Source organism: Paragemmobacter ruber (assembly GCF_009908315.1).
Lineage (GTDB): Bacteria > Pseudomonadota > Alphaproteobacteria > Rhodobacterales > Rhodobacteraceae > Paragemmobacter > Paragemmobacter ruber.
On record NZ_JAAATW010000001.1, the window covers coordinates 745,946 to 764,179 of the forward strand.

Below are 18,234 nucleotides of genomic sequence, written 5' to 3' on the forward strand. Positions count from 1 at the left end.
CCCCGGTTACAGAACGCCCGGTTACAGATCGCCCGGCTGCAGTCGAAACGCCCGCGCAAAGCCGCCATTCAGCAGGGCGGAACGCGGCGTGAAGCAGACAAAGGCGAAATCCGCAAAATCGACATAGAGCTTTGCCTTGGGCTGGATCCGCAGCCATTCCTCGCGCAGCGCCGCATGGCGCGCCTCGTCGCGCGAAACGAAATGCGCCACCGCCTTCACCATCAGCCGGGGATGGGTCAAGGGATCGCCCTTCGCCCCCACCTCGCCCACCATCAGCGCGCAGTCCGGGTTCTGCCGCAGCGCCCCGTAATGCGGCGCCAGCGCCGAGACCAGCGATACCATCTCGCCCGCCTCCGTCCGGCCAAAGGCGATGCGGCTGATCCCTGGCAGGCCATCCGCCGGATCGGTCACCGCCAGCGCCGCCACCCGTGCCGCCTGCAACAGCCCCCGCGCCAGCGCGCGCGCTTCGTCATCGGCGGTGGCAACGGGGTCGGGGCGTTCGGGCATGGCGGGATGATCCGGTGATTGACAGGGGGCAGCAGCGGGCGTTTCCTTGCCGCATAGGCCAATCTGGCTAGCACCGGGATCATGCCCAACACAACCCGCTCCGCACCCGAGCCCGAGTTTCTGCCCAAGATCCTGACGGTCCTGGGCGAAGGCTATCGCGCATCCGACCTGCGCGCCGATGCGCTGGCCGGGCTGACCGTCGCCATCGTGGCGCTGCCCCTGTCCATGGCCATCGCCATCGCCAGCGGGGTAGAGCCGGAACGGGGCCTCTACACCACCATCATAGGCGGCTTCCTCGTCTCGGCCCTTGGCGGATCGCGGTTCCAGATCGGCGGCCCTGCCGGGGCCTTCATCGTGCTCGTCTCGGCCTGCGTCATGGCCATCGGGATCGACGGGCTGATCCTTGCCACCTTCCTGTCGGGTTTCCTGCTGATGGCGGCGGGGGCGCTGCGCCTTGGCACCTATATCCGCTTCATCCCCTATCCCGTCACCGTGGGCTTTACCGCGGGCATCGCCGTCATCATCTTCGCCAGCCAGATCCGTGATCTTTTCGGCCTCACCCTCGCCACCCCCGAACCGGGCGAGATCGTGGAGAAGGTCCACGTCCTCTGGGCCGCGCGCGACACCGTCACCCCCGCCGCCGTTGCCGTGGCGCTGGGGGTCATCGCGGTAATCCAAGGGATCAAGCGCTGGCGCCCCGGCGCGCCGGGCATGCTGATCGCCGTCGCCCTCGCCTCTGTCGCTGTGGCGGCCCTTGCCCTGCCGGTGGAAACCATCGGCACGAAATTCGGCGACCTGCCCCGCACGCCCCCCGCCCCGGCGCTGCCCGTCCCGACGGCCGATGCGCTGTGGCAGGCGCTCCCTTGGGCGGTCAGCTTCACCCTGCTGGGCGCCATCGAATCCCTCCTCTCCGCCGTGGTCGCCGACGGGATGAGCGGCGCCCGCCACCGCAGCAATGCCGAACTGGTGGCGCAAGGGGCCGCCAATGTGGGATCGGCGCTCTTCGGCGGCTTCTGCGTCACCGGCACCATCGCCCGCACCGCCACCAATGTCCGCGCCGGATCGCGGGGGCCGGTCTCGGGGATGCTGCACGCCCTCTTCGTGCTGGCCTTCATGCTGATCGCCGCGCCGCTTGCGGCCTATATCCCGCTGGCCGCGCTGGCCGGGGTGCTGGCCGTGGTGGCATGGAACATGGCCGAGAAAGAGGAATTCTGGCACCTCCTGCGCGCCTCGCGCGCCGATGCGATGGTCCTTCTCGTCACCTTCCTGCTCGTGGTGTTCCGCGATCTGACCGAAGGCATCATCGTGGGCTTCGCGCTGGGGGGCCTCGTCTTCATCGCCCGCATGTCCGAGGCGGCCGAGGTGACCGATGCCGCCGACATGGCGATCTCCACCGCCGATGACGACCGGGTGGTGATCCGCCTGCGGGGCCCGTGGTTCTTTGGCGCGGCGGCGCGGCTGGGATCGGTGCTCGAACGCATCGCCGACCGCCCGCGCGAGTTTGTCATCGACCTGACCGATGTGCCGATGATCGATTCCTCGGGCGCGCGGTCCTTCCTTTTACTCGCGCGGCGCATGGCGCGGCGGGGGGGTATCCTCACCGTCGTGGGCGCCCGCCCGGCCGTGCGCGACACGCTGGAACATCAGGGCCTGCTCCAGCAACCCGTCCGCTTCCTGCCCGATCTCGCCGCGCTGGAACAGGCGTGATCCAAAGGCGCTCACGCGCATGTCTTTTGCCTCGCCTGCGCGCCTGCGCGCTCCGGCGCAAGTGTGGGGGCGCTGCCCGTCAGCCATCGGCTCTTGAACCGATGGCGATCCGATGTCTGACCCCCCGGGGTATTTTTGCCAAGATGAAGCGGCAAGACGATCAGGGATGCCCCACGGTCTTTACGGACCAAACGGATCGTCGGGATAGCCCACCCCGGTCAGATACAGCCCCTGCGGCGGGCAAACCGGCCCGCAGGCCGCGCGATCGCGCGCCGCCAGCGCTGCGGCCACATCCCCGGGTTGCCAGCCGCCCGCCCCCACCCGTTCCAGCGTTCCCACGATGGAGCGCACCTGATTGTGCAGGAAACTGCGCGCCCGCAGCGTGAAGCGGTATTCCACCCCGCCCGGCACCGCCTGTTCGGTGATCGTGATCTCGTCCAGCGTCTTGACCGGGCTTTTCGACTGGCACAGCGTGGATCGGAACGTGGTGAAATCATGCAGGCCGATCAGATGCGCGGCCCCAGCGCGCATCGCCTGCAAATCGAGCGGGTTCAGCACCTGCCACACCCGCCCGCGATCATGCGTCACCGGCGCCCGCCGCGCCACCAGCCGGAACAGATAGCGCCGCTTCACCGCGCTGAAGCGCGCATGGAAATCCTCCGCAACCCGCACCGCCCGCAACACCGCCACCGGATCGGGCTTGAGGTGAAAGTTCAACGCCTCTGACAGGCGGAACGGATCCCAGTCCCGCGTCAGGTCGCAATGCGCGACCTGCCCCGTGGCGTGAACGCCCGCATCCGTGCGCCCCGCCGCCGCGATCGTATGCGGCCCCGGCTCCAGCCGGGCCAGCGCGGCCTCTACCGCCGCCTGCACGGACGGCTGGCCCGCCGCCTGCCGCTGCCACCCGTTGAAGGGCGACCCGTCATAGTCGATCAAAAGGGCATAGCGTGGCATGCCGCCCGGTTAGCAGCAGCCGGGCGGCCCTGTCCAGCCTTCCCCATCCGGCACGGGGCTGGGCGTGGCTACACATCCGCGCGCCCAACCCTTATGTTGGGGGGATAGTCAGGGGAAGAGATTGGTTCTTTCATCCATCACCGACAGCCTCTCCCGCGGGATCGAAGGCGCCACCGCCAGCCTGTCCGAGGCGCTGTTCGAACCCGTGATCCGCTTGGGCGTCACCGGCCTCAGCCGTGCGGGCAAGACCGTCTTCATCACCGGCCTTGTCGCCAACCTGCTGGATCGCGGGCGCATGCCACAACTGGCCGCTCAGTCCGCCGGAAGGATCGACTCCGTCTGGCTGCAGCCGCAACCCGATGTGACCCTGCCGCGCTTCGATTACGAAGGCCACCTCGCCGCCCTCACCGGCGACAGCCCCCGCTGGCCCGACAGCACCCGCGCGGTATCGGAACTGCGCCTGTCCTTCCGCATCCGCCCCGATGGCTGGCTCTCGGGTCTGACCGGCCCGCGCACCGTGCATCTGGACATCGTCGATTACCCCGGCGAATGGCTGATGGACCTTGGCCTTCTCGACAAATCCTATGCCGACTGGTCGGATGAGGTGCTCACCCGCCTGTCCAAACGGCCCGAAGCGGCCGAATTCCTCGCCACCGCCCGGGCGGAGGATGGGTCGCTGCCGCATGACGAACCCCGCGCGCAGGCGCTGGCCGCGCTGTTCACCGCCTATCTGGCCGGCGCGCGCACGGCGGGCTGGGCCGATTGCACGCCCGGTCGCTTCCTTCTGCCCGGCGATCTGGCGGGATCGCCCGTCCTCACCTTTGCCCCGCTGCCCCGCCCCGCCAGCACCCCGCGTGGCAGCCTGTGGCACGAAATGGAACGCCGCTTCGAAGGCTATAAGTCAAAGGTCGTCCGCCCCTTCTTCCGCGATCATTTCGCGCGGGTGGACCGGCAGATCGTGCTGGCCGATGTGCTGGGGGCCATCCATCAGGGACCGCAGGCGCTGGAAGACCTGCGCCGCGTCATGGCCGACGTGCTGGCCACCTTCCGCCCCGGGCGGAACAGCTGGCTCACCGCGCTTCTGGGCGGCAAACGGGTGGAGCGGATCCTGTTTGCCGCCACCAAGGCCGATCACCTGCACCACAGCCAGCACCCCGCGCTGACCGCCATCATGCAGGCCATGCTGCGCGAGGCGCGCGATCGCGCCGAATTCGCGGGCGCCCTGACGGGTGCCATGTCGCTGGCAGGCTTCCGCGCGACGGTGGAGGAAACCGTGATGCGCGACGGCACCCCGCTGGATTGCGTGCGCGGCCGCCTGCCCGACGGGCGTGTGGTGGCCCTCTATCCCGGCCGCCTGCCCGACGATCCCGCCCGCCTGCTGTCGCCCGCCCGCCAGGGGGCCGACCGCTGGCTAGATGCCGAGTTCGGCCTGATGTCCTTTGAACCACCGCTGAAGATGACGCTCAGGCCCGGCGATGGCCCGCCGCATATCCGGCTCGACCGCGCGATGGAATTCCTGATCGGAGACAGGCTGTGACCGCCGACAAACCCTTCCTCGTCGAAGTGACCGAAAGCGCAGACCCCGCGCTCGCCCCTCCCGTGCCGGACCTTCTGCCGGATGGCCGCGCCATGCAGGCCGCGCTGCGCCTTGGCGCCAGCCGCCCGCGCTCTGCGCTGGGGCGCTTTGCCATCTGGTCCTTCGGCGCGCTGTTCACCTTCGTCCTGTCCGTGGCGGTGTGGGACTTCGTCACCGGCCTTCTGACCACGAACACCCTTCTGGGTTCCGTAGCACTCGCCGTTGTGGCGGCGGCCAGCCTTGCCGCCCTCCTCCTCGCCCTGCGCGAAGCCGCCACCTTCGCCCGCCTTGCCAAGCTCGACGGTCTGCGCCAGCGCGTGACTGGCGCCACCACCCTCGCAGAGGCAAAGAAGGCCACAGCCGAACTCACCGCCCTCTATGCACGGCGCCCAGACATGGCCTGGTCGCTCGCCCGGTTCAAGGATCGCAGCGGTGACGTTCTGGATGCCGACGCCACCCTGCGCCTGGCCGAGACGGATCTCATGGCCCCCCTCGACACCGCAGCCCGGGCCGAGGTAGATGCCGCCACCCGACAGGTCGCCACCGTCACCGCGCTGGTGCCGCTGGCGCTGGCCGATGTCGCCATGGCGCTTTTCGCCAATCTCCGCATGATCCGCCGCATCGCCGAAATCTACGGCGGGCGGTCTGGCACGCTTGGCTCCATGCGGCTTCTGCGCCGGGTGTTCGGGCATCTGGTCGCCACCGGCGCGGTCGCCCTGACCGACGATCTGATCGGCTCTGTCGCCGGGGGCGGCGTGCTGTCGCGCCTGTCGCGCCGCTTTGGCGAAGGGGTCGTCAACGGCGCGCTCACCGCCCGGGTGGGCATCGCCGCGATGGAGATCTGCCGCCCCATGCCCTTTGCTGCCCTGCCCCGCCCCGGCGTCAGCCAGACCGTCAGCCGCGCGCTTGCGGGCCTGCTTAATCGGGGCGACGACGGGCGCGGGGAAGACGCGCAGAAGGTTTGATCCCTACAGCCCGTCGGCGATGCGGCGGAACAGGGCGATATTGCCCGCGGCCACGCCTTCCTCTTCGAACCCCCGATCGGCGGCATTCACCGCGATGACGATGTTCCGCGCCCGGTCGATCCAGATGTATTGCCCATAGATGCCCTGCGCATTCACCTCGCCCGGAACGGCGCCCTCGGCAATCCACCACTGATAGCCATAGCCCGCCCCGCCCGGGGCCGACGGCGTGACCGATGCCTCGATCCAGTCGCGCGGAACGATCTGCCGCCCCTGCCAAACCCCGCCTTGCGCGATCATCTGCCCGAACCGCGCATAATCCCGCGTCGTCATGTTCAACCCGCCCAGCACGAAGCTGACGCCATAGCCATCGGTCAGGTAATGGGGCGCGGCCTCCAGCCCCAAGGGCGCAAGGATATGCCGCTCCAGCAGTTCCGGAATATCCTCGCCCGTCGCGCCCCGGATGATCATGCCCAGAACATGCGTATCGATCGACACATAGTGGAACCGTTCGCCCGGCGCGGCGGCGCGCTCGGTCAGGCTCGCGGCGAAACCGTCCATCGACTGGCCCAGCGCCAGCACCCGACCCATGCGATTGATGTCCGACCAGAAGTCCAGATAATCCTCATCAAAGGCCACGCCCGACGACATCGTAAGGATCTGCCGCAGGCTCACCCCGTCATAAGCCGTCCCCGCCAGCGACGGGGCATATTTTGTAACCGGATCATCGAGGCTGTCGATATGCCCTTCGGCCAGAACGATGCCGAACAGGGCGGAAAGAAAGCTCTTCGCCACGCTCCACGAAATGCGCAGGTCCCCGGGCCCGGTCCCCTGGTGATAGCTTTCATGCACCACCTGCCCATCCTTCAGGATGACCAGCGCCGTCACGGTTCGCGCTGCGATCCAGTCTGCCACCTCTGCGGGCAGCGTGGCCTCAGCGCCTGCAGGAAGGGGGCTGACCGGCCCCTCGCCCCGCGACAGCGGGCGGGAAAGGAACAGACGGTCCATGTTGGAAAAGTTCGTGACGATCCGATCCGCCGCGAACAGGCTGTTCACCGCCATCAGGCGCGCGATCTCTTCCCGCTTCCACAGCGCCAGCGCACCGATCAGCAGCAACACCACGATGACGATCCGGCCCAGCCTGCGCATGTCCCCTCCCAGCGTTTCGCCAGCCATGCCATGCGCACCTGCCCCTGCCAAGCGCGTCCTTGCGTCAGCCCGTCCCCGCCCAGCGCACCCAGCGCCCGTGGAAACACACCCGCCCCAAAGCGGCCAGCTCGCCCCCCGGCCACATCCGCAGGGTCAGCGCCGCACCATCGGCCTGCCCATCCGCCTCCAGCGCCAGATGGGCAAGCGGCGCGGCTTCCGTCGCCCGCGCCCCCGCCGCCTCCAGCGCGGCGGTGCAGCGCGCCTGTGTCGCGGGCGGGAAATACTGCCAGGCGATGGTGTGAAACACCACATGCACCCGTCCCGGCAGCGGCCCTGCCAGCCGCCGCTGCAGCCAGTCCGCCGCATCTCCCCGCGTCAGCACGGGGCGCAGGTGCGCCACCTCGACCAGCGCCGCCTCGGTCCGCTCCGCCCGATCCGGCTGATCGGGCCAGAGATAGGCCAGCAGGCGCAAACGGTCCGCCACCGGGTCCAGCGGGTTCAGATCCACCCCGGCGCGCCCTGCGATGGCAAAAGGCACAGACGGCGGCAGTGGTCCGTCCCAGTCGGGATGCAGGAGGATCGGCCCCGCTCCGCGCGCCTCTCCGGGCAAGGTCAGCCGACAGCGATCCCACAACAGGTTCAGCCCCGCCGAACAGCCCAGTTCCGACAATTCCAGCGGCAGCCCGAACCGCGCGGCAATTTCATGTCCGGCCGCCACCAAGGCCGCAGACCGCCGCACCTCATTCGTCTGCGGCGGCTGGTCCAGCCAATCCATCAGATACGCGGCGTGGCGGTCCAGCGCGGCCAAAGCCTCGGCCACCGGCGCGCCGCGCCGATAGGCCGTGGCCAGGGCCGCATCCGCGCCGGTCAGGATCAGCGCATGCAACCCACCCGCCAGACGCAGGGGCACCGCATCGCCCGCCGGGCCTGCCTCGCCCTGCCAGCCCAGAACTCGGTCCGCCACGGGCGACCCGGGCCTCAGCCCATCGGCCAGCCCCGCCAGCAACCGCTCCATCAGTGGCGATCCCAGCCGCCCGCACGCCCGCGCCTGCGACCGGAACGCCGCCCTGACGTGCGCCTCCGTCATCGGAATTTGTCGATCAGTTTCTGCATCGGGCTGCGCTTGTCCTCGGGTGGATTTTCGGCGCCCGGCTGCACATTCGTATGCACGCCCGTATGCACAGCCGTATGCACGTTCTGCTGCACCTTGCCCTGCCTGTCCACGGCCGCCTTCGGCGCTCCTTCGCCCCGACTTTCCGCCTTGTCCGAAGATCGCGGCGGCGCGGTCCGCAACGCCACCGCATTCATGAACCGAGCCCCATCACCATCGGCGAGAAAGGGCGCGCCATCGGAAATCCCGCGCAGCAGGTCATCCAGCCATTCCCGGTCCGCCTTGGCGAAATCGTTCAGCACATAGGCCGCCACCGCATCCTTGTGCCCCGGATGCCCGATCCCCAGCCGCACCCGTCGATAGGCATCGGTCCCCAGATGCTGATGGATCGACCGCAGGCCGTTATGCCCCGCATGACCGCCCCCGTCCTTCACCCGCGCGCGACCGGGGGCGAGGTCCAACTCATCATGAAAGACGACAACATCCGCAGGCGTCAGCTTGTAAAAGCCCATCGCCGCCCGCACGCTTTCGCCCGACAGGTTCATGAAGGTCTGCGGCTTGACCAGCAGCACCTTGTCCGCGCCAAGCCGCCCTTCGCACACCTCGGCCTTGAAGGCGGCCTTCCACGGGCCGAACCCGTGATCCGCCGCGATCCGGTCCAGCGCCATGAACCCGATATTGTGCCGGTTGCCCGCGTATTTCGCGCCCGGATTGCCCAGCCCGACAAAGAGTTTCACGCCACCACCCCCAAGCTGCCCGTCACCGCCACCTCCCTTTGCCGCAGCGCCACCTCCCTTGCAACCCTGACACTGCCAGGCCACCCGGGCAGGGCTTGACGGAACCCCCGCGCTGCACGACCGTCAGCCCCGGCTCCAACAGGGGGATGGGCGTGCGGTACACGGTGGTCTGTTCGGTCAAGGATGAAGGTCCCTTCCTCGTGGAATGGATCTGCTGGCAAAGGCTTCTGGGCTTTACTGACATCGTGATTGTCACCAATGCCTGCACGGACCGTTCGCCCCAACTCCTTGATGCGCTGGCCGCTGCAGGCTGGATCACCCATCTGGTGCATGAGGTGCCGGATGGAAAAGGCATCACAAGTCACAAGCTTGCCGCCGCCAAGGCCCTGCCGCAGGTGAGTGCGGCGGATTGGGTCATGGTCGCGGATGTGGACGAATTCCTGGTCATCCATCCCGACGCGGGCCGCCTGCCCGACCTGCTCGCCACGCCGGGCCGCCCGTTCCTCGGCATGTCGATCCCGTGGCGCGTCTTCGGCACGTCGGGGCGCACCCGGTGGGAGGACGGTCTCACCCACCGCCAATGCCTGCGCGCCGGCGCCATCGGTGCACGCCTGTCCGGCTGGGTCAAATCCATCCACCGCCACCCCGACTGGTTCGCCCGTCTGGGCGAACACAGCCCCAAACGCCTGCGCCCCCGCCACCTCGCCCGCTGGGGCGCAGAGGGGATGATCTGGGTCAACCCCGCGGGGGAAGAGGTGACAGGCTGGACCCCCGCCGATGACAGCCTGCGCATCCTGCCCGAAGCCCTGCAGGGCTGGCAGGTCGCCCAGATCAACCACTACATGCTGCGGTCGACGGAAAGCTTCTCGCTCAAGCGCGGCACGCTCTCGCCCGTTGCAGGCAAGGACCGCTATACCGATGCCTATCACGACCGCGCCGAACAGAACGCGGTCGAAGATCGCAGCGCCCTGCGCCACGCCGCCGCCTTCGATGCCCTGCACGCCGAAGCCATGGCCCTGCCCGGGGTCCGCCATCTGCACCATCTGTGCTGCGCCGATTATGTGCGCAGGCTGGCCGCCAAGGCAGGACAGGCGGCCGCGGATGATCCGCGCCTTGCCCACCACCTCGGCCTTGCAGAGGGCAAATGAAAAGGGCGCGTCAGGTTTCCCTGACGCGCCCCATCGTGCCGGATTCCGGCGCGATCACTCTTCCGAAGCGACCAGCCCGGTCGGGGCCGCGATATTGGCGATCACGAAGTTCCGCGCGATGGTCGGCTTGGCGCCCTTGGGCAGCTTGACATCTTCGATGTGGATCACATCGCCGATCACACGGTCGGTCAGATCCACCGTGATCTTTTCGGGGATGTCGCCGGCCGTGACTTCCAGTTCCACTTCCGGACGCACCACCGTCAGCGTGCCGCCACGCTTCAGGCCGGGGCTGGCCTCGTGGTTGATGAACTCAACATGGATGAACAGGTTGATGCGCGAATCGTCGCCCACCCGCATGAAATCCACATGCGTCGGCAGGTCCTTGACCACGTCACGCTGCACGCCACGGCAGATCACATGGACCTCTTCGCCGCCCTCAACCTTCAGGTTGAACAGCGTCTGCAGGAAACGGCCCTGACGCAGGCGCTTCAGCAGATAGTTGTAGTTCAGATTGATCGGCGTCGGCTCTTTGCCATTGCCGTAAACGATGCCGGGTACGTTGCCCTCACGACGAGCTTGACGAGCGGCCCCCTTGCCTGTCCCCGTCCGTACCGCGGCCATAAGATCGGGGATCTCACGAGCCATTGGTTCTCTCCATAGGTTAGTCCGCCGCCCTCCAAGGGTGTGCGACGCGACCGGGGGGCTATAGCCGCGATTCGCCGTGAAGGGAAGCGGTAATCCCGCCCCTCCCACGGCCCGGTCGCCCCCGGTTTGCCGCCTGTCGCGGGCAGGCTTGCCGCAAATGCGGGGGCAAGCTACCTCCGCGGGGCAGGAGATTTCCAGATGTCCATTTCCACCACCTTGTCCGTGGCGCGCGCCCCGATCGCCGCCTTCGCCGCGATGGGCGTGCTTTGGGGCACCTTCGCCGCCGTCCTGCCGGACCTCAAGACGCAGCTGGACGCCAGCGAATCCGAACTCGGGCTCTTGATCCTGCCCACGCCCCTTGCTGCCGTCACGGCGATGCTCCTTGCCCCCCTGATCGGCGCCGCGCTGGGCCGCGTGGCCCTGCCCATCGCCACGGCGCTGATGGCCGCAGCCTTTGCGCTGCCGGGGCAGGCCGCGCAGGTCTGGCTGTTCCCGCTCGCCATGATGGCCTGCGGCGGGGCAACGGGGTTGACCGACGTGCTCATGAACGCCCGCGTCGCGGCGCTGGAAAACGAGCGGGGCCTGCACCTGATGAACCTCTGCCACGCGGCCTACAGCTTTGGCTATGCGGGCGGCGCCACCGGCACCGGCCTTCTGCGGGGCGAAGGCTGGCCGCCCGGCTGGGTGATGGGGACGATGGCGCTGCTTGCCGGCATATTCGCCCTGATGACATTTGAACGCGACGGCACGATCCACGGTCTGCGCAAACCCAAGGACGGCACCGCCGGACACCTTGGCCTCATCCCGGTGATCGGCGGTGGCATCGTGCTGATCGCCTTCCTGACCGAGAACGCCGCCGAAAACTGGTCTGCCCTGCATATCGAGCAGACCCTCGGCGGCAGCCCGGAAGAAGGCGCGATGGGCCCCGCCGCGCTTGCCCTGACCATGGGCTTCGCCCGGCTGGCCGGACAGGGCATCGTCGCGCGCGTGAACCCGTTCCGCCTGCTGATGGGCGGGGCTGTCCTGTCGGCCTGCGGCGCGATGGGGGCGGCGCTGGCCACCTCGCCGATGATGGCCTATGCCGGGTTCATCGTGATGGGGATCGGCTCTTCTGTCATCGCGCCCACGGCCTTTTCGCTGGTGGGTCGGCTTGCCGAACCGCAGGCCCGCGCCCGCGCGGTGGCCCGCGCCACGCTGTTGGGCTATTTCGGCTATTTCTTCGGCCCGCCCACGCTCGGCTTCCTCGCCGGGGCGTTCGGCCTGCGCTTTGCCTTCGTCTTCGCGGCAGCGATGCTGCTGACCGTCCTGATCCTCGCACCCTTAATGGCCCGCCAGAACCGCGCCCAGATGGCCTGACCCTGACCTTGCTGCCATGGACGCCTGGGCCGGGGGTGCCGGAGACTGCCCCCCCGGCGCGCCCCAGTCTGCGAAAGCTCAAACGTAGTCGCCCTCGAAATCCTTCGGGATCAGCAGGTTATGCCGCCCCAGCGCCGTGACCGACTTCTCCCCGCACAGCGCCATGGTGATGTCCAGCTCCTTGCGGATCACCTCCAGCGCTGCAGTCACCCCGGCCTCGCCCATGGCGCCCAGACCGTGGATATAGGCCCGCCCGATGAACGTGCCCTTCGCGCCCAGCGCCAGGGCCTTCAGCACGTCCTGCCCCGAACGGATGCCGCTGTCCATGAACACCTCCGTCCGGTCACCTACCGCCCGCACGATGCGCGGCAGCATCCGGATGGCCGAAAGCGCCCCGTCCAACTGCCGCCCGCCATGGTTCGACACGATGATCGCATCCGCCCCGAAATCCGCCGCCCGCCGCGCGTCATCCTCATCAAGGATGCCCTTCAGGATCAGCTTGCCGCCCCACTGGTCGCGGATGCGCGCGATCTTTGCCCAATCGAGCTGCGGGTCGAACTGTTCGTTCGTCCAACTCATCAGGCTGGACAGATCGCCCACCCCCTTTGCATGGCCCACGATGTTGCGGAACGTCCGCCGCTTCGTCCCCAGCATTTCCAGCGACCATTGTGGGCGGATCGCCATGTCGAGGATGTTGCGCAGCGTTAGCCGGGGTGGGGCCGACAACCCGTTCTTGAGGTCCTTGTGCCGCTGACCGAGGATCTGCAAATCCAGCGTCAACACCAGCGCGCTGCACCCGGCCTTGCGCGCCCGCTCGATGGCGCTGTCGACGAATTCCTCGTCCTTCATCACATAAAGCTGGAACCAGAACGGCGCCTTGGTATGTGCCGCGATATCCTCGATCGAACAGATGGACATGGTCGACAGGGTGAAGGGCACCCCCGCCTTTTCCGCCGCGCGCGCGGCCTTGATCTCGCCATCCGCGCGCTGCATCCCCGTCATCCCGACCGGGGCCAGCGCCACGGGCATCGAAACCTGCGTCCCGATCATCGTGCTGTCGAGCCTGCGACCCAGCATGTCGACCGCAACCTTCTGGCGCAGGCGCAGCTTGGCGAAATCGGTCGTATTCTCGCGGAAGGTCTGTTCGGTGTAACTGCCGCTTTCGCAATAGTCGAAGAACATCTTCGGCGTCCGGCGCTTGTGCAACCGTTTCAGGTCATCAATGCAGGTGATCACAGGCATGGCGGAGCGCCCCTCAAAATTGGTTACCTTTGCTTACCAATTCTGCAGGCGCGCAGCAAGCCGCTGGTTCCCCCCGCAGGAACGGCACGAAACTTGCAGCACCCGCATGTCCCTGTCCAATGGCGCCGTATTGAATGTCCGACCCGCTGCTTCCGACCCTGTCCCTGCTGGCCGCCGTTTCGGCCGCGCATCATGCCGCCCAGCGCCTGATCGAGGCGCGCCTGCCCGAAGGGTTGAATGCGCCGCAGTTCACGGTCCTCGAACGCCTTGCCTGGCAGGAAGAGGGCCAGACCTCCACCAGCATCGCCGAAGGCTTCGGCTGGCCGAAAACCACCATGTCCCACACGGTCGCCATGCTGGAAAAACGCGGGCTCGTACGGCTGGAACCCAATCCGCGCGACAAGCGGGCAAAGTGCCTATGGCTCACGCCCAAGGGCCGCGCGCTCGCCCTCGCCGGGCGCTGCGCGATCGAGGCGGATCTTGCCCCCATCACCGCATTGGCCCCGAGCGCGGCGCTGAACCGCCTGACCGCGGATATGGAGTCGCTGGCCGCCCGCCTGTCGGATCAGCGCCGCTTTCCTGACGCCGCCTGACGCCGCCCCGCGCACCCTGCCCGGGCGCGCCTACTCAGGCGGCCATGATCACGCGGCCATGATCACGCGGAATGCGCACCCGCCGCCAGCGCGGCCACATTGGCCAGCACCTCGGCCACGGGCTTGCCGGCACCGATATCCTTCACGATGGCCGATCCCACCACACAGCCATCGGCCACAGCGGCGATCTCGCGCGCAGCCTGCGGTGTGGTGATGCCAAAGCCCACGATGATGGGCAGATCGGTCGCCGCCTTGATCCGCGCCACTTCGGGCGCAACATCGCGCGCCTGCGCCGCAGCGGCCCCCGTGATCCCGGTGATCGACACATAGTAGACGAACCCCGACGTATTCTGCAGCACCTTGGGCAGACGCTTTGCATCGGTGGTCGGCGTCGCCAGCCGGATGAAATTGATGCCCGCCTTCTGCGCCGGGATGCACAATTCGTTATCCTCTTCGGGCGGCAGATCCACGACGATCAGCCCGTCGATCCCCGCCTCCTTGGCGTCAGACAGGAACCGCTCTACCCCGCGCGAATAGATCGGGTTGTAATAGCCCATCAGCACGATGGGCGTGGTGGCATCGCCTTTGCGGAAGGCGCGGACCATGTCCAGCACCGCATCCATCGTCATATGGCCTTCCAGCGCGCGCTGGCCGGCCAGTTGCACGGTCGGGCCATCGGCCATCGGATCGGTGAAGGGCATGCCCAGTTCGATGATGTCAACGCCAGCGCCGGGCAGGCCCTGCATCACCGCCAGCGACGTGGCGGCATCCGGATCGCCGCCCATGATGTAGCTGACAAAGGCCTTTTTCCCTTCGCGCTTCAGCCGCGCGAACGTGTCGTCGATTCTCGTCATGGCCTTGCCCCGCCCCTTCTGCTCCGCGCCCCGCGTTTTGCAGGAGCGGATGCCAAAGATCAATGGCCCGGCAGGCCATCGCACAGGGCATAAGGCACGGAATCTGCACGCCCGACCCGCCCCATCGCTTGCGAAGCCGCGCCACCCGCCCTAGAAGCCCAGCGACAGTCACGAAAGGGCATGCGTCATGGGGTTCAAGATGGGGATCGTGGGTCTGCCGAATGTCGGCAAATCCACCCTGTTCAATGCGCTGACGCGGACAGCGGCGGCGCAGGCGGCCAACTTCCCCTTCTGCACCATCGAACCCAATGTGGGCGAGGTCGCGGTCCCCGACACCCGGCTCGACAAGCTGGCCGCCATCGCGCAATCGCGCCAGATCATCCCCACGCGGATGACCTTTGTCGATATCGCGGGCCTCGTGCGGGGCGCGTCGAAGGGCGAAGGTCTGGGCAACCAGTTCCTCGCCAATATCCGCGAATGTGACGCCATCGCCCATGTCCTGCGCTGCTTCGAGGATGGCGACATCACCCATGTGGAAGGCCGGATCGACCCGGTCGCCGATGCCGAGACGATCGAGACGGAACTGATGCTGGCCGATCTCGAATCCATCGAGCGCCGCCGTGCCAACCTGGGGCGCAAGCTGAAGGGCGGCGACAAGGAGGCCGCTGATCAGGACCGTCTGCTCGCCCTCGCCCAGACCGCGCTCGAGGCCGGCAAACCCGCCCGCACCGTCAAGGTGGCCGCTGATGACCAACGCGCCTGGCGCCTGCTGCAGCTGCTGACATCCAAGCCGGTGCTGTACGTTTGCAACGTGGAAGAGGCCTCTGCCGCCAACGGCAACAGCCAATCGGCCCGCGTGGCCGACATGGCCCGCGCGCAAGGCGCGGCGACCGTGGTGATCTCGGCCCGGATCGAGGAAGAGATCAGCCAGCTTCCGCAGGACGAGGCCGCGATGTTCCTCGAAGAGATGGGCCTGCACGAGGCTGGTCTCGACCGGCTGATCCGCGCGGGATATGAACTGCTGGGTTTGCAGACCTACTTCACCGTCGGGCCCAAGGAGGCCCGCGCTTGGACGATCCCCAAGGGCACGCTGGCGCCGCAGGCGGCAGGTGTGATCCACGGCGATTTCGAAAAGGGGTTCATCCGGGCCGAGACGATCGCCTATGACGACTACATCGCTGGCAACGGTGAAGCGGGGGCGAAAGAGGCGGGCAAATTCCGCATCGAAGGCAAGACCTACGAGGTGAAGGACGGCGATGTCCTCCACTTCCTCTTCAACGCCTGAGGCACCACCACCGCTTTCCCCTTGCCCCCACCCGGCACCCCCGCTAAACGGGTCAGCGGAGACGTGGCCGAGTGGTCGAAGGCACACCCCTGCTAAGGGTGCAGACGGGAAACTGTCTCGAGGGTTCGAATCCCTTCGTCTCCGCCATCAACCCCCAAAAGATAAAAGAAAATGCGCGCGGGTTTTCGTCTACGCGCAACGCAGCCAATTATGGTCAAACGCCTTGGCGCACGGATATCAGGGATATTCCGCAAAGGTCGTCGCCGCCGAGTCCGACAACTTACCCTCGTTGTGCGGTGACGATGCTAGTTGGCATTCCTTCACGTCGAAGGTGTGACGTTCCTTGGCACTTTGGGGATGGCTTACCGGCAGCGGACTGAACGGGTCACGCATTTCACGCAGAATGACGGTTTCATCTGACGTTGCCCCCAACCATCCTCCCGCGCGCGTGACACTCCATGTTTGGGCTATGCTAGTCTGGGCGGGTGGGTCAACGGCGGATGTCGGCCACGCTTGCTTGACCTTGCGCCGGCTTGCCAACCGACCCCAAGCGGGAGCCACGTTCACATCCGGTTCGAAGCGTTCGCAAGGAGCCGATCCGTGATATCGGCCACGATCCGCGGCAGATCGTCGAAAGCATACGGCATGTAGACCCGCTCGAGCCGCTGGTGGAATTCTCGCCCCCAAGGGCCGATATTCACCATCGGGCAACGGATCGCATCTGGAGGCGGCCGGTCGACAAGGCGCTCATGCGGCGTGTTCGCGGCTACAACACTGGATCCGTTACCTGAGGGTTGGCCAAAGAAACTCATATCCGAAATGCCGGTGAAGTAAGGCCGCCAGGCCAAGCGGCGGGCAGGATCGTCAGCGAGCGTGGCAAGGGTGTCCGAGATCGCCTTGTGCAGCGCCGCATCATCCGGGTGCGCCAGATCCAGCTGCGTTGCGGGGTAGTTCAGGCTTGCGAAACCGATGATCACGGCAGGGCCTGACACCCGTGCGACCGCAACAAGCCAGTTCGTCAGTTCCCGACTGACCGCGAGAGGATTGTCAACATCGGCAAGCTCCGCCTGCTTTTTCTGCATTTCTGCCGGGAACGCCGCCCCCATCTGACGCGACGCCTCCGCCTTCAAATCGGCATAGGTCCAGATCTGGGGCGCGGCCGGGCGCGCGCCGGTCGTACTGCCACTTTTGCGTGCATAGTTCTCGGCATGCTGCGCCAGGCGCTCGACGGCCGCTGCAGCACCCGCGCGTACCTCATCCGCGAAGCGGGCGAAGAGTTCCTCTGGCGTCCATGAGTGGTAAAGCCAGTTGAATGCGAGCCATGTGCGCTCGGGCGTTGTCACCTCATAGACATCCCGCAAGTCGCGTGCCTCAAGACAGATCGGAGAGGGCGAGGTTGTTCCCAGACCATCATCTGCAAGTCCCGCATTCGCCTCGATCCGCAGCATGATCTCAGATGCGATCAGTTGCGCGCTGACCCCTTCATAAGGGTAACTCGCATGCGTGCTTTTCCCGACAATCAGCGCGAAGGGCATCAGCTTTCCGATCGTGCCGGTATAGACAGCGCGACCCTCTGACCCGTCTCCCTGATCCGAGGTCACGTCAAGATTGATCGCGGCAATCGGTTCCAGCCCGAGTTCGACCATCAGCTTTGGCAACGCATCCCGAAGCGCCCGCATGCCGCGACTGTCGCGTTCCTCGTCGGGCGACACGCACAGAACGAGATTGCCGTGCCGTCCCTCGATGCGTGAAAATCTATCAAGCACCGCGACGGCAGCAGCGATCCCGCTCTTCATATCCAGCATCCCGCGACCGGGAAGGAAATCCCCGGTGCGAAGGTCGGCAAGGGCGCGCACCTCCTGTTCTGTCAGCGACCTCTGGCAGAGATCGGCAAGAAGGGCCTGTTTCAACGCATCCGGCTGGCAGGACAGATGCCTCAGGTCATGATAGTTCTCGATTGAGACGGTGTCATAGTGGCCGGCCACCAAGACGGCCTTTCGACCGCCACCCCGCAGGATGGCCACCACGTTCATGGTCATAGGGTCGCCGTGGCTTGGAATCAGGCGCACATCCTCAGGATGGTCACGAAAATAGGGAAGCTCCTGCAGAATAGCGGCAAGGTGCTCTGCGAAAGCAGCCTCGTCAGACGTGCCCGTTACGCTGGGTATTTGCACGAAGCGACGGGCGAGATCCCCGACAAGCGGCGCCGGATCCCATTCAGCGTCGAACGGAGGATGTTTCAGACCCTTTTCCTGCACTTGGTTCATGCAAATCCCCGTCGCGTCCAGATGCCACAGCCCGCATCGACAAAAAGGTTGGTCGAAGACTGGGGCAAGAACCAGTTCAGATACTGTAAAAATTCTCTGGATAATGTCAGAATTAGCTGCTCGACTGCCAAAATCGTCAAT

General features: G+C 66.8%; 16 protein-coding genes and 1 tRNA gene. 8 read left to right on the top strand and 9 right to left on the bottom strand.

The window, feature by feature from the left end; all coding sequences use genetic code 11:
• Positions 1 to 21 precede the first annotated feature (21 nt).
• A complete protein-coding gene (locus GU920_RS03570) occupies positions 22 to 507 on the bottom strand; it encodes a HugZ family pyridoxamine 5'-phosphate oxidase (protein WP_161765580.1) in 486 nt (161 codons plus the stop codon).
• A gap of 81 nt (positions 508 to 588) precedes the next feature.
• Here GU920_RS03570 and GU920_RS03575 point away from each other — a divergent pair, with 81 nt between their 5' ends.
• Positions 589 to 2,214, top strand: a complete 1,626-nt coding sequence (locus GU920_RS03575) for a SulP family inorganic anion transporter (protein WP_161765581.1) — start codon at positions 589 to 591, stop codon at positions 2,212 to 2,214.
• A gap of 180 nt (positions 2,215 to 2,394) precedes the next feature.
• Here the strand turns inward: GU920_RS03575 and truA are convergent, their stop codons facing one another.
• On the bottom strand, positions 2,395 to 3,168 hold the full coding sequence (gene truA / locus GU920_RS03580) for a tRNA pseudouridine(38-40) synthase TruA (protein WP_161765582.1): 774 nt from the start codon (positions 3,166 to 3,168) through the stop codon (positions 2,395 to 2,397).
• Positions 3,169 to 3,289: 121 nt separating this feature from the next.
• Between truA and GU920_RS03585 the strand changes: the two genes are divergently transcribed.
• Complete coding sequence (locus GU920_RS03585) at positions 3,290 to 4,705, top strand: YcjX family GTP-binding protein (RefSeq protein ID WP_161765583.1); 1,416 nt, start codon at positions 3,290 to 3,292, stop codon at positions 4,703 to 4,705.
• Positions 4,702 to 5,709 carry a YcjF family protein gene (locus GU920_RS03590; protein ID WP_161765584.1) on the top strand — a complete coding sequence of 336 codons (1,008 nt, stop codon included), beginning with the start codon at positions 4,702 to 4,704 and terminating at the stop codon, positions 5,707 to 5,709. Before GU920_RS03585 ends, GU920_RS03590 begins: the two co-directional genes overlap by 4 nt.
• A gap of 3 nt (positions 5,710 to 5,712) precedes the next feature.
• On the opposite strand, the gene GU920_RS03595 is transcribed toward GU920_RS03590, so the two are convergent.
• From GU920_RS03595 to pth, 3 genes are read right to left on the bottom strand one after another with little or no spacing between them, the layout of a single operon-like run.
• Positions 5,713 to 6,882 carry a serine hydrolase domain-containing protein gene (locus GU920_RS03595; protein WP_235933040.1) on the bottom strand — a complete coding sequence of 390 codons (1,170 nt, stop codon included), beginning with the start codon at positions 6,880 to 6,882 and terminating at the stop codon, positions 5,713 to 5,715.
• A 37-nt stretch (positions 6,883 to 6,919) separates the two neighbouring features.
• Positions 6,920 to 7,942, bottom strand: a complete 1,023-nt coding sequence (locus GU920_RS03600) for a DUF2332 domain-containing protein (protein WP_161765585.1) — start codon at positions 7,940 to 7,942, stop codon at positions 6,920 to 6,922.
• Positions 7,939 to 8,703: an aminoacyl-tRNA hydrolase gene (gene pth / locus GU920_RS03605; RefSeq protein ID WP_161765586.1), complete on the bottom strand. Its 765-nt coding sequence runs from the start codon at positions 8,701 to 8,703 to the stop codon at positions 7,939 to 7,941. The genes GU920_RS03600 and pth overlap by 4 nt, the downstream gene beginning before the upstream one ends.
• 95 nt (positions 8,704 to 8,798) lie before the next feature.
• Between pth and GU920_RS03610 the strand changes: the two genes are divergently transcribed.
• Entirely contained in the window at positions 8,799 to 9,851 is a 1,053-nt protein-coding gene (locus GU920_RS03610) for a glycosyltransferase family 2 protein (protein ID WP_161765587.1), read from the top strand.
• A gap of 54 nt (positions 9,852 to 9,905) precedes the next feature.
• Here GU920_RS03610 and GU920_RS03615 read toward each other — a convergent pair whose 3' ends face one another.
• Positions 9,906 to 10,496, bottom strand: coding sequence for a 50S ribosomal protein L25/general stress protein Ctc (locus GU920_RS03615; protein ID WP_161765588.1), 591 nt, complete (start codon positions 10,494 to 10,496; stop codon positions 9,906 to 9,908).
• A 198-nt stretch (positions 10,497 to 10,694) separates the two neighbouring features.
• Between GU920_RS03615 and GU920_RS03620 the strand changes: the two genes are divergently transcribed.
• Positions 10,695 to 11,852 (top strand): MFS transporter, encoded by a 1,158-nt coding sequence (locus tag GU920_RS03620; RefSeq protein ID WP_161765589.1) that lies wholly within the window; start codon positions 10,695 to 10,697, stop codon positions 11,850 to 11,852.
• A gap of 78 nt (positions 11,853 to 11,930) precedes the next feature.
• Here GU920_RS03620 and GU920_RS03625 read toward each other — a convergent pair whose 3' ends face one another.
• Positions 11,931 to 13,094, bottom strand: a complete 1,164-nt coding sequence (locus GU920_RS03625; protein WP_161765590.1) for an alpha-hydroxy acid oxidase — start codon at positions 13,092 to 13,094, stop codon at positions 11,931 to 11,933.
• A 134-nt stretch (positions 13,095 to 13,228) separates the two neighbouring features.
• Between GU920_RS03625 and GU920_RS03630 the strand changes: the two genes are divergently transcribed.
• The gene (locus GU920_RS03630; RefSeq protein WP_161765591.1) at positions 13,229 to 13,687 is read left to right on the top strand and encodes a MarR family winged helix-turn-helix transcriptional regulator; all 459 of its coding nucleotides are present in this window, start codon (positions 13,229 to 13,231) and stop codon (positions 13,685 to 13,687) included.
• Positions 13,688 to 13,749: 62 nt separating this feature from the next.
• On the opposite strand, the gene trpA is transcribed toward GU920_RS03630, so the two are convergent.
• Positions 13,750 to 14,541 carry a tryptophan synthase subunit alpha gene (gene trpA / locus GU920_RS03635; protein WP_161765592.1) on the bottom strand — a complete coding sequence of 264 codons (792 nt, stop codon included), beginning with the start codon at positions 14,539 to 14,541 and terminating at the stop codon, positions 13,750 to 13,752.
• 187 nt (positions 14,542 to 14,728) lie between these two features.
• Here trpA and ychF point away from each other — a divergent pair, with 187 nt between their 5' ends.
• Together ychF and GU920_RS03645 are read left to right on the top strand one after the other, a co-directional pair.
• The gene (gene ychF / locus GU920_RS03640; RefSeq protein WP_161765593.1) at positions 14,729 to 15,826 is read left to right on the top strand and encodes a redox-regulated ATPase YchF; all 1,098 of its coding nucleotides are present in this window, start codon (positions 14,729 to 14,731) and stop codon (positions 15,824 to 15,826) included.
• A gap of 57 nt (positions 15,827 to 15,883) precedes the next feature.
• Positions 15,884 to 15,973, top strand: a tRNA-Ser gene (locus tag GU920_RS03645).
• 416 nt (positions 15,974 to 16,389) lie between these two features.
• On the opposite strand, the gene GU920_RS03650 is transcribed toward GU920_RS03645, so the two are convergent.
• A complete protein-coding gene (locus tag GU920_RS03650; protein ID WP_161765594.1) occupies positions 16,390 to 18,093 on the bottom strand; it encodes a M20/M25/M40 family metallo-hydrolase in 1,704 nt (567 codons plus the stop codon).
• Positions 18,094 to 18,234: the final 141 nt, after the last annotated feature.

Coding starts and splice junctions, on each gene's coding strand:
- GU920_RS03570 (WP_161765580.1), bottom strand. CDS start 507: ATGCCCGAACGCCCCGACCCCGTTGCCACCGCCGATGACGAAGCGCGC.
- GU920_RS03575 (WP_161765581.1), top strand. CDS start 589: ATGCCCAACACAACCCGCTCCGCACCCGAGCCCGAGTTTCTGCCCAAG.
- truA (WP_161765582.1), bottom strand. CDS start 3,168: ATGCCACGCTATGCCCTTTTGATCGACTATGACGGGTCGCCCTTCAAC.
- GU920_RS03595 (WP_235933040.1), bottom strand. CDS start 6,882: ATGGCTGGCGAAACGCTGGGAGGGGACATGCGCAGGCTGGGCCGGATC.
- GU920_RS03600 (WP_161765585.1), bottom strand. CDS start 7,942: ATGACGGAGGCGCACGTCAGGGCGGCGTTCCGGTCGCAGGCGCGGGCG.
- GU920_RS03615 (WP_161765588.1), bottom strand. CDS start 10,496: ATGGCTCGTGAGATCCCCGATCTTATGGCCGCGGTACGGACGGGGACA.
- GU920_RS03620 (WP_161765589.1), top strand. CDS start 10,695: ATGTCCATTTCCACCACCTTGTCCGTGGCGCGCGCCCCGATCGCCGCC.
- GU920_RS03625 (WP_161765590.1), bottom strand. CDS start 13,094: ATGCCTGTGATCACCTGCATTGATGACCTGAAACGGTTGCACAAGCGC.
- GU920_RS03630 (WP_161765591.1), top strand. CDS start 13,229: ATGTCCGACCCGCTGCTTCCGACCCTGTCCCTGCTGGCCGCCGTTTCG.
- trpA (WP_161765592.1), bottom strand. CDS start 14,541: ATGACGAGAATCGACGACACGTTCGCGCGGCTGAAGCGCGAAGGGAAA.
- ychF (WP_161765593.1), top strand. CDS start 14,729: ATGGGGTTCAAGATGGGGATCGTGGGTCTGCCGAATGTCGGCAAATCC.
- GU920_RS03650 (WP_161765594.1), bottom strand. CDS start 18,093: ATGAACCAAGTGCAGGAAAAGGGTCTGAAACATCCTCCGTTCGACGCT.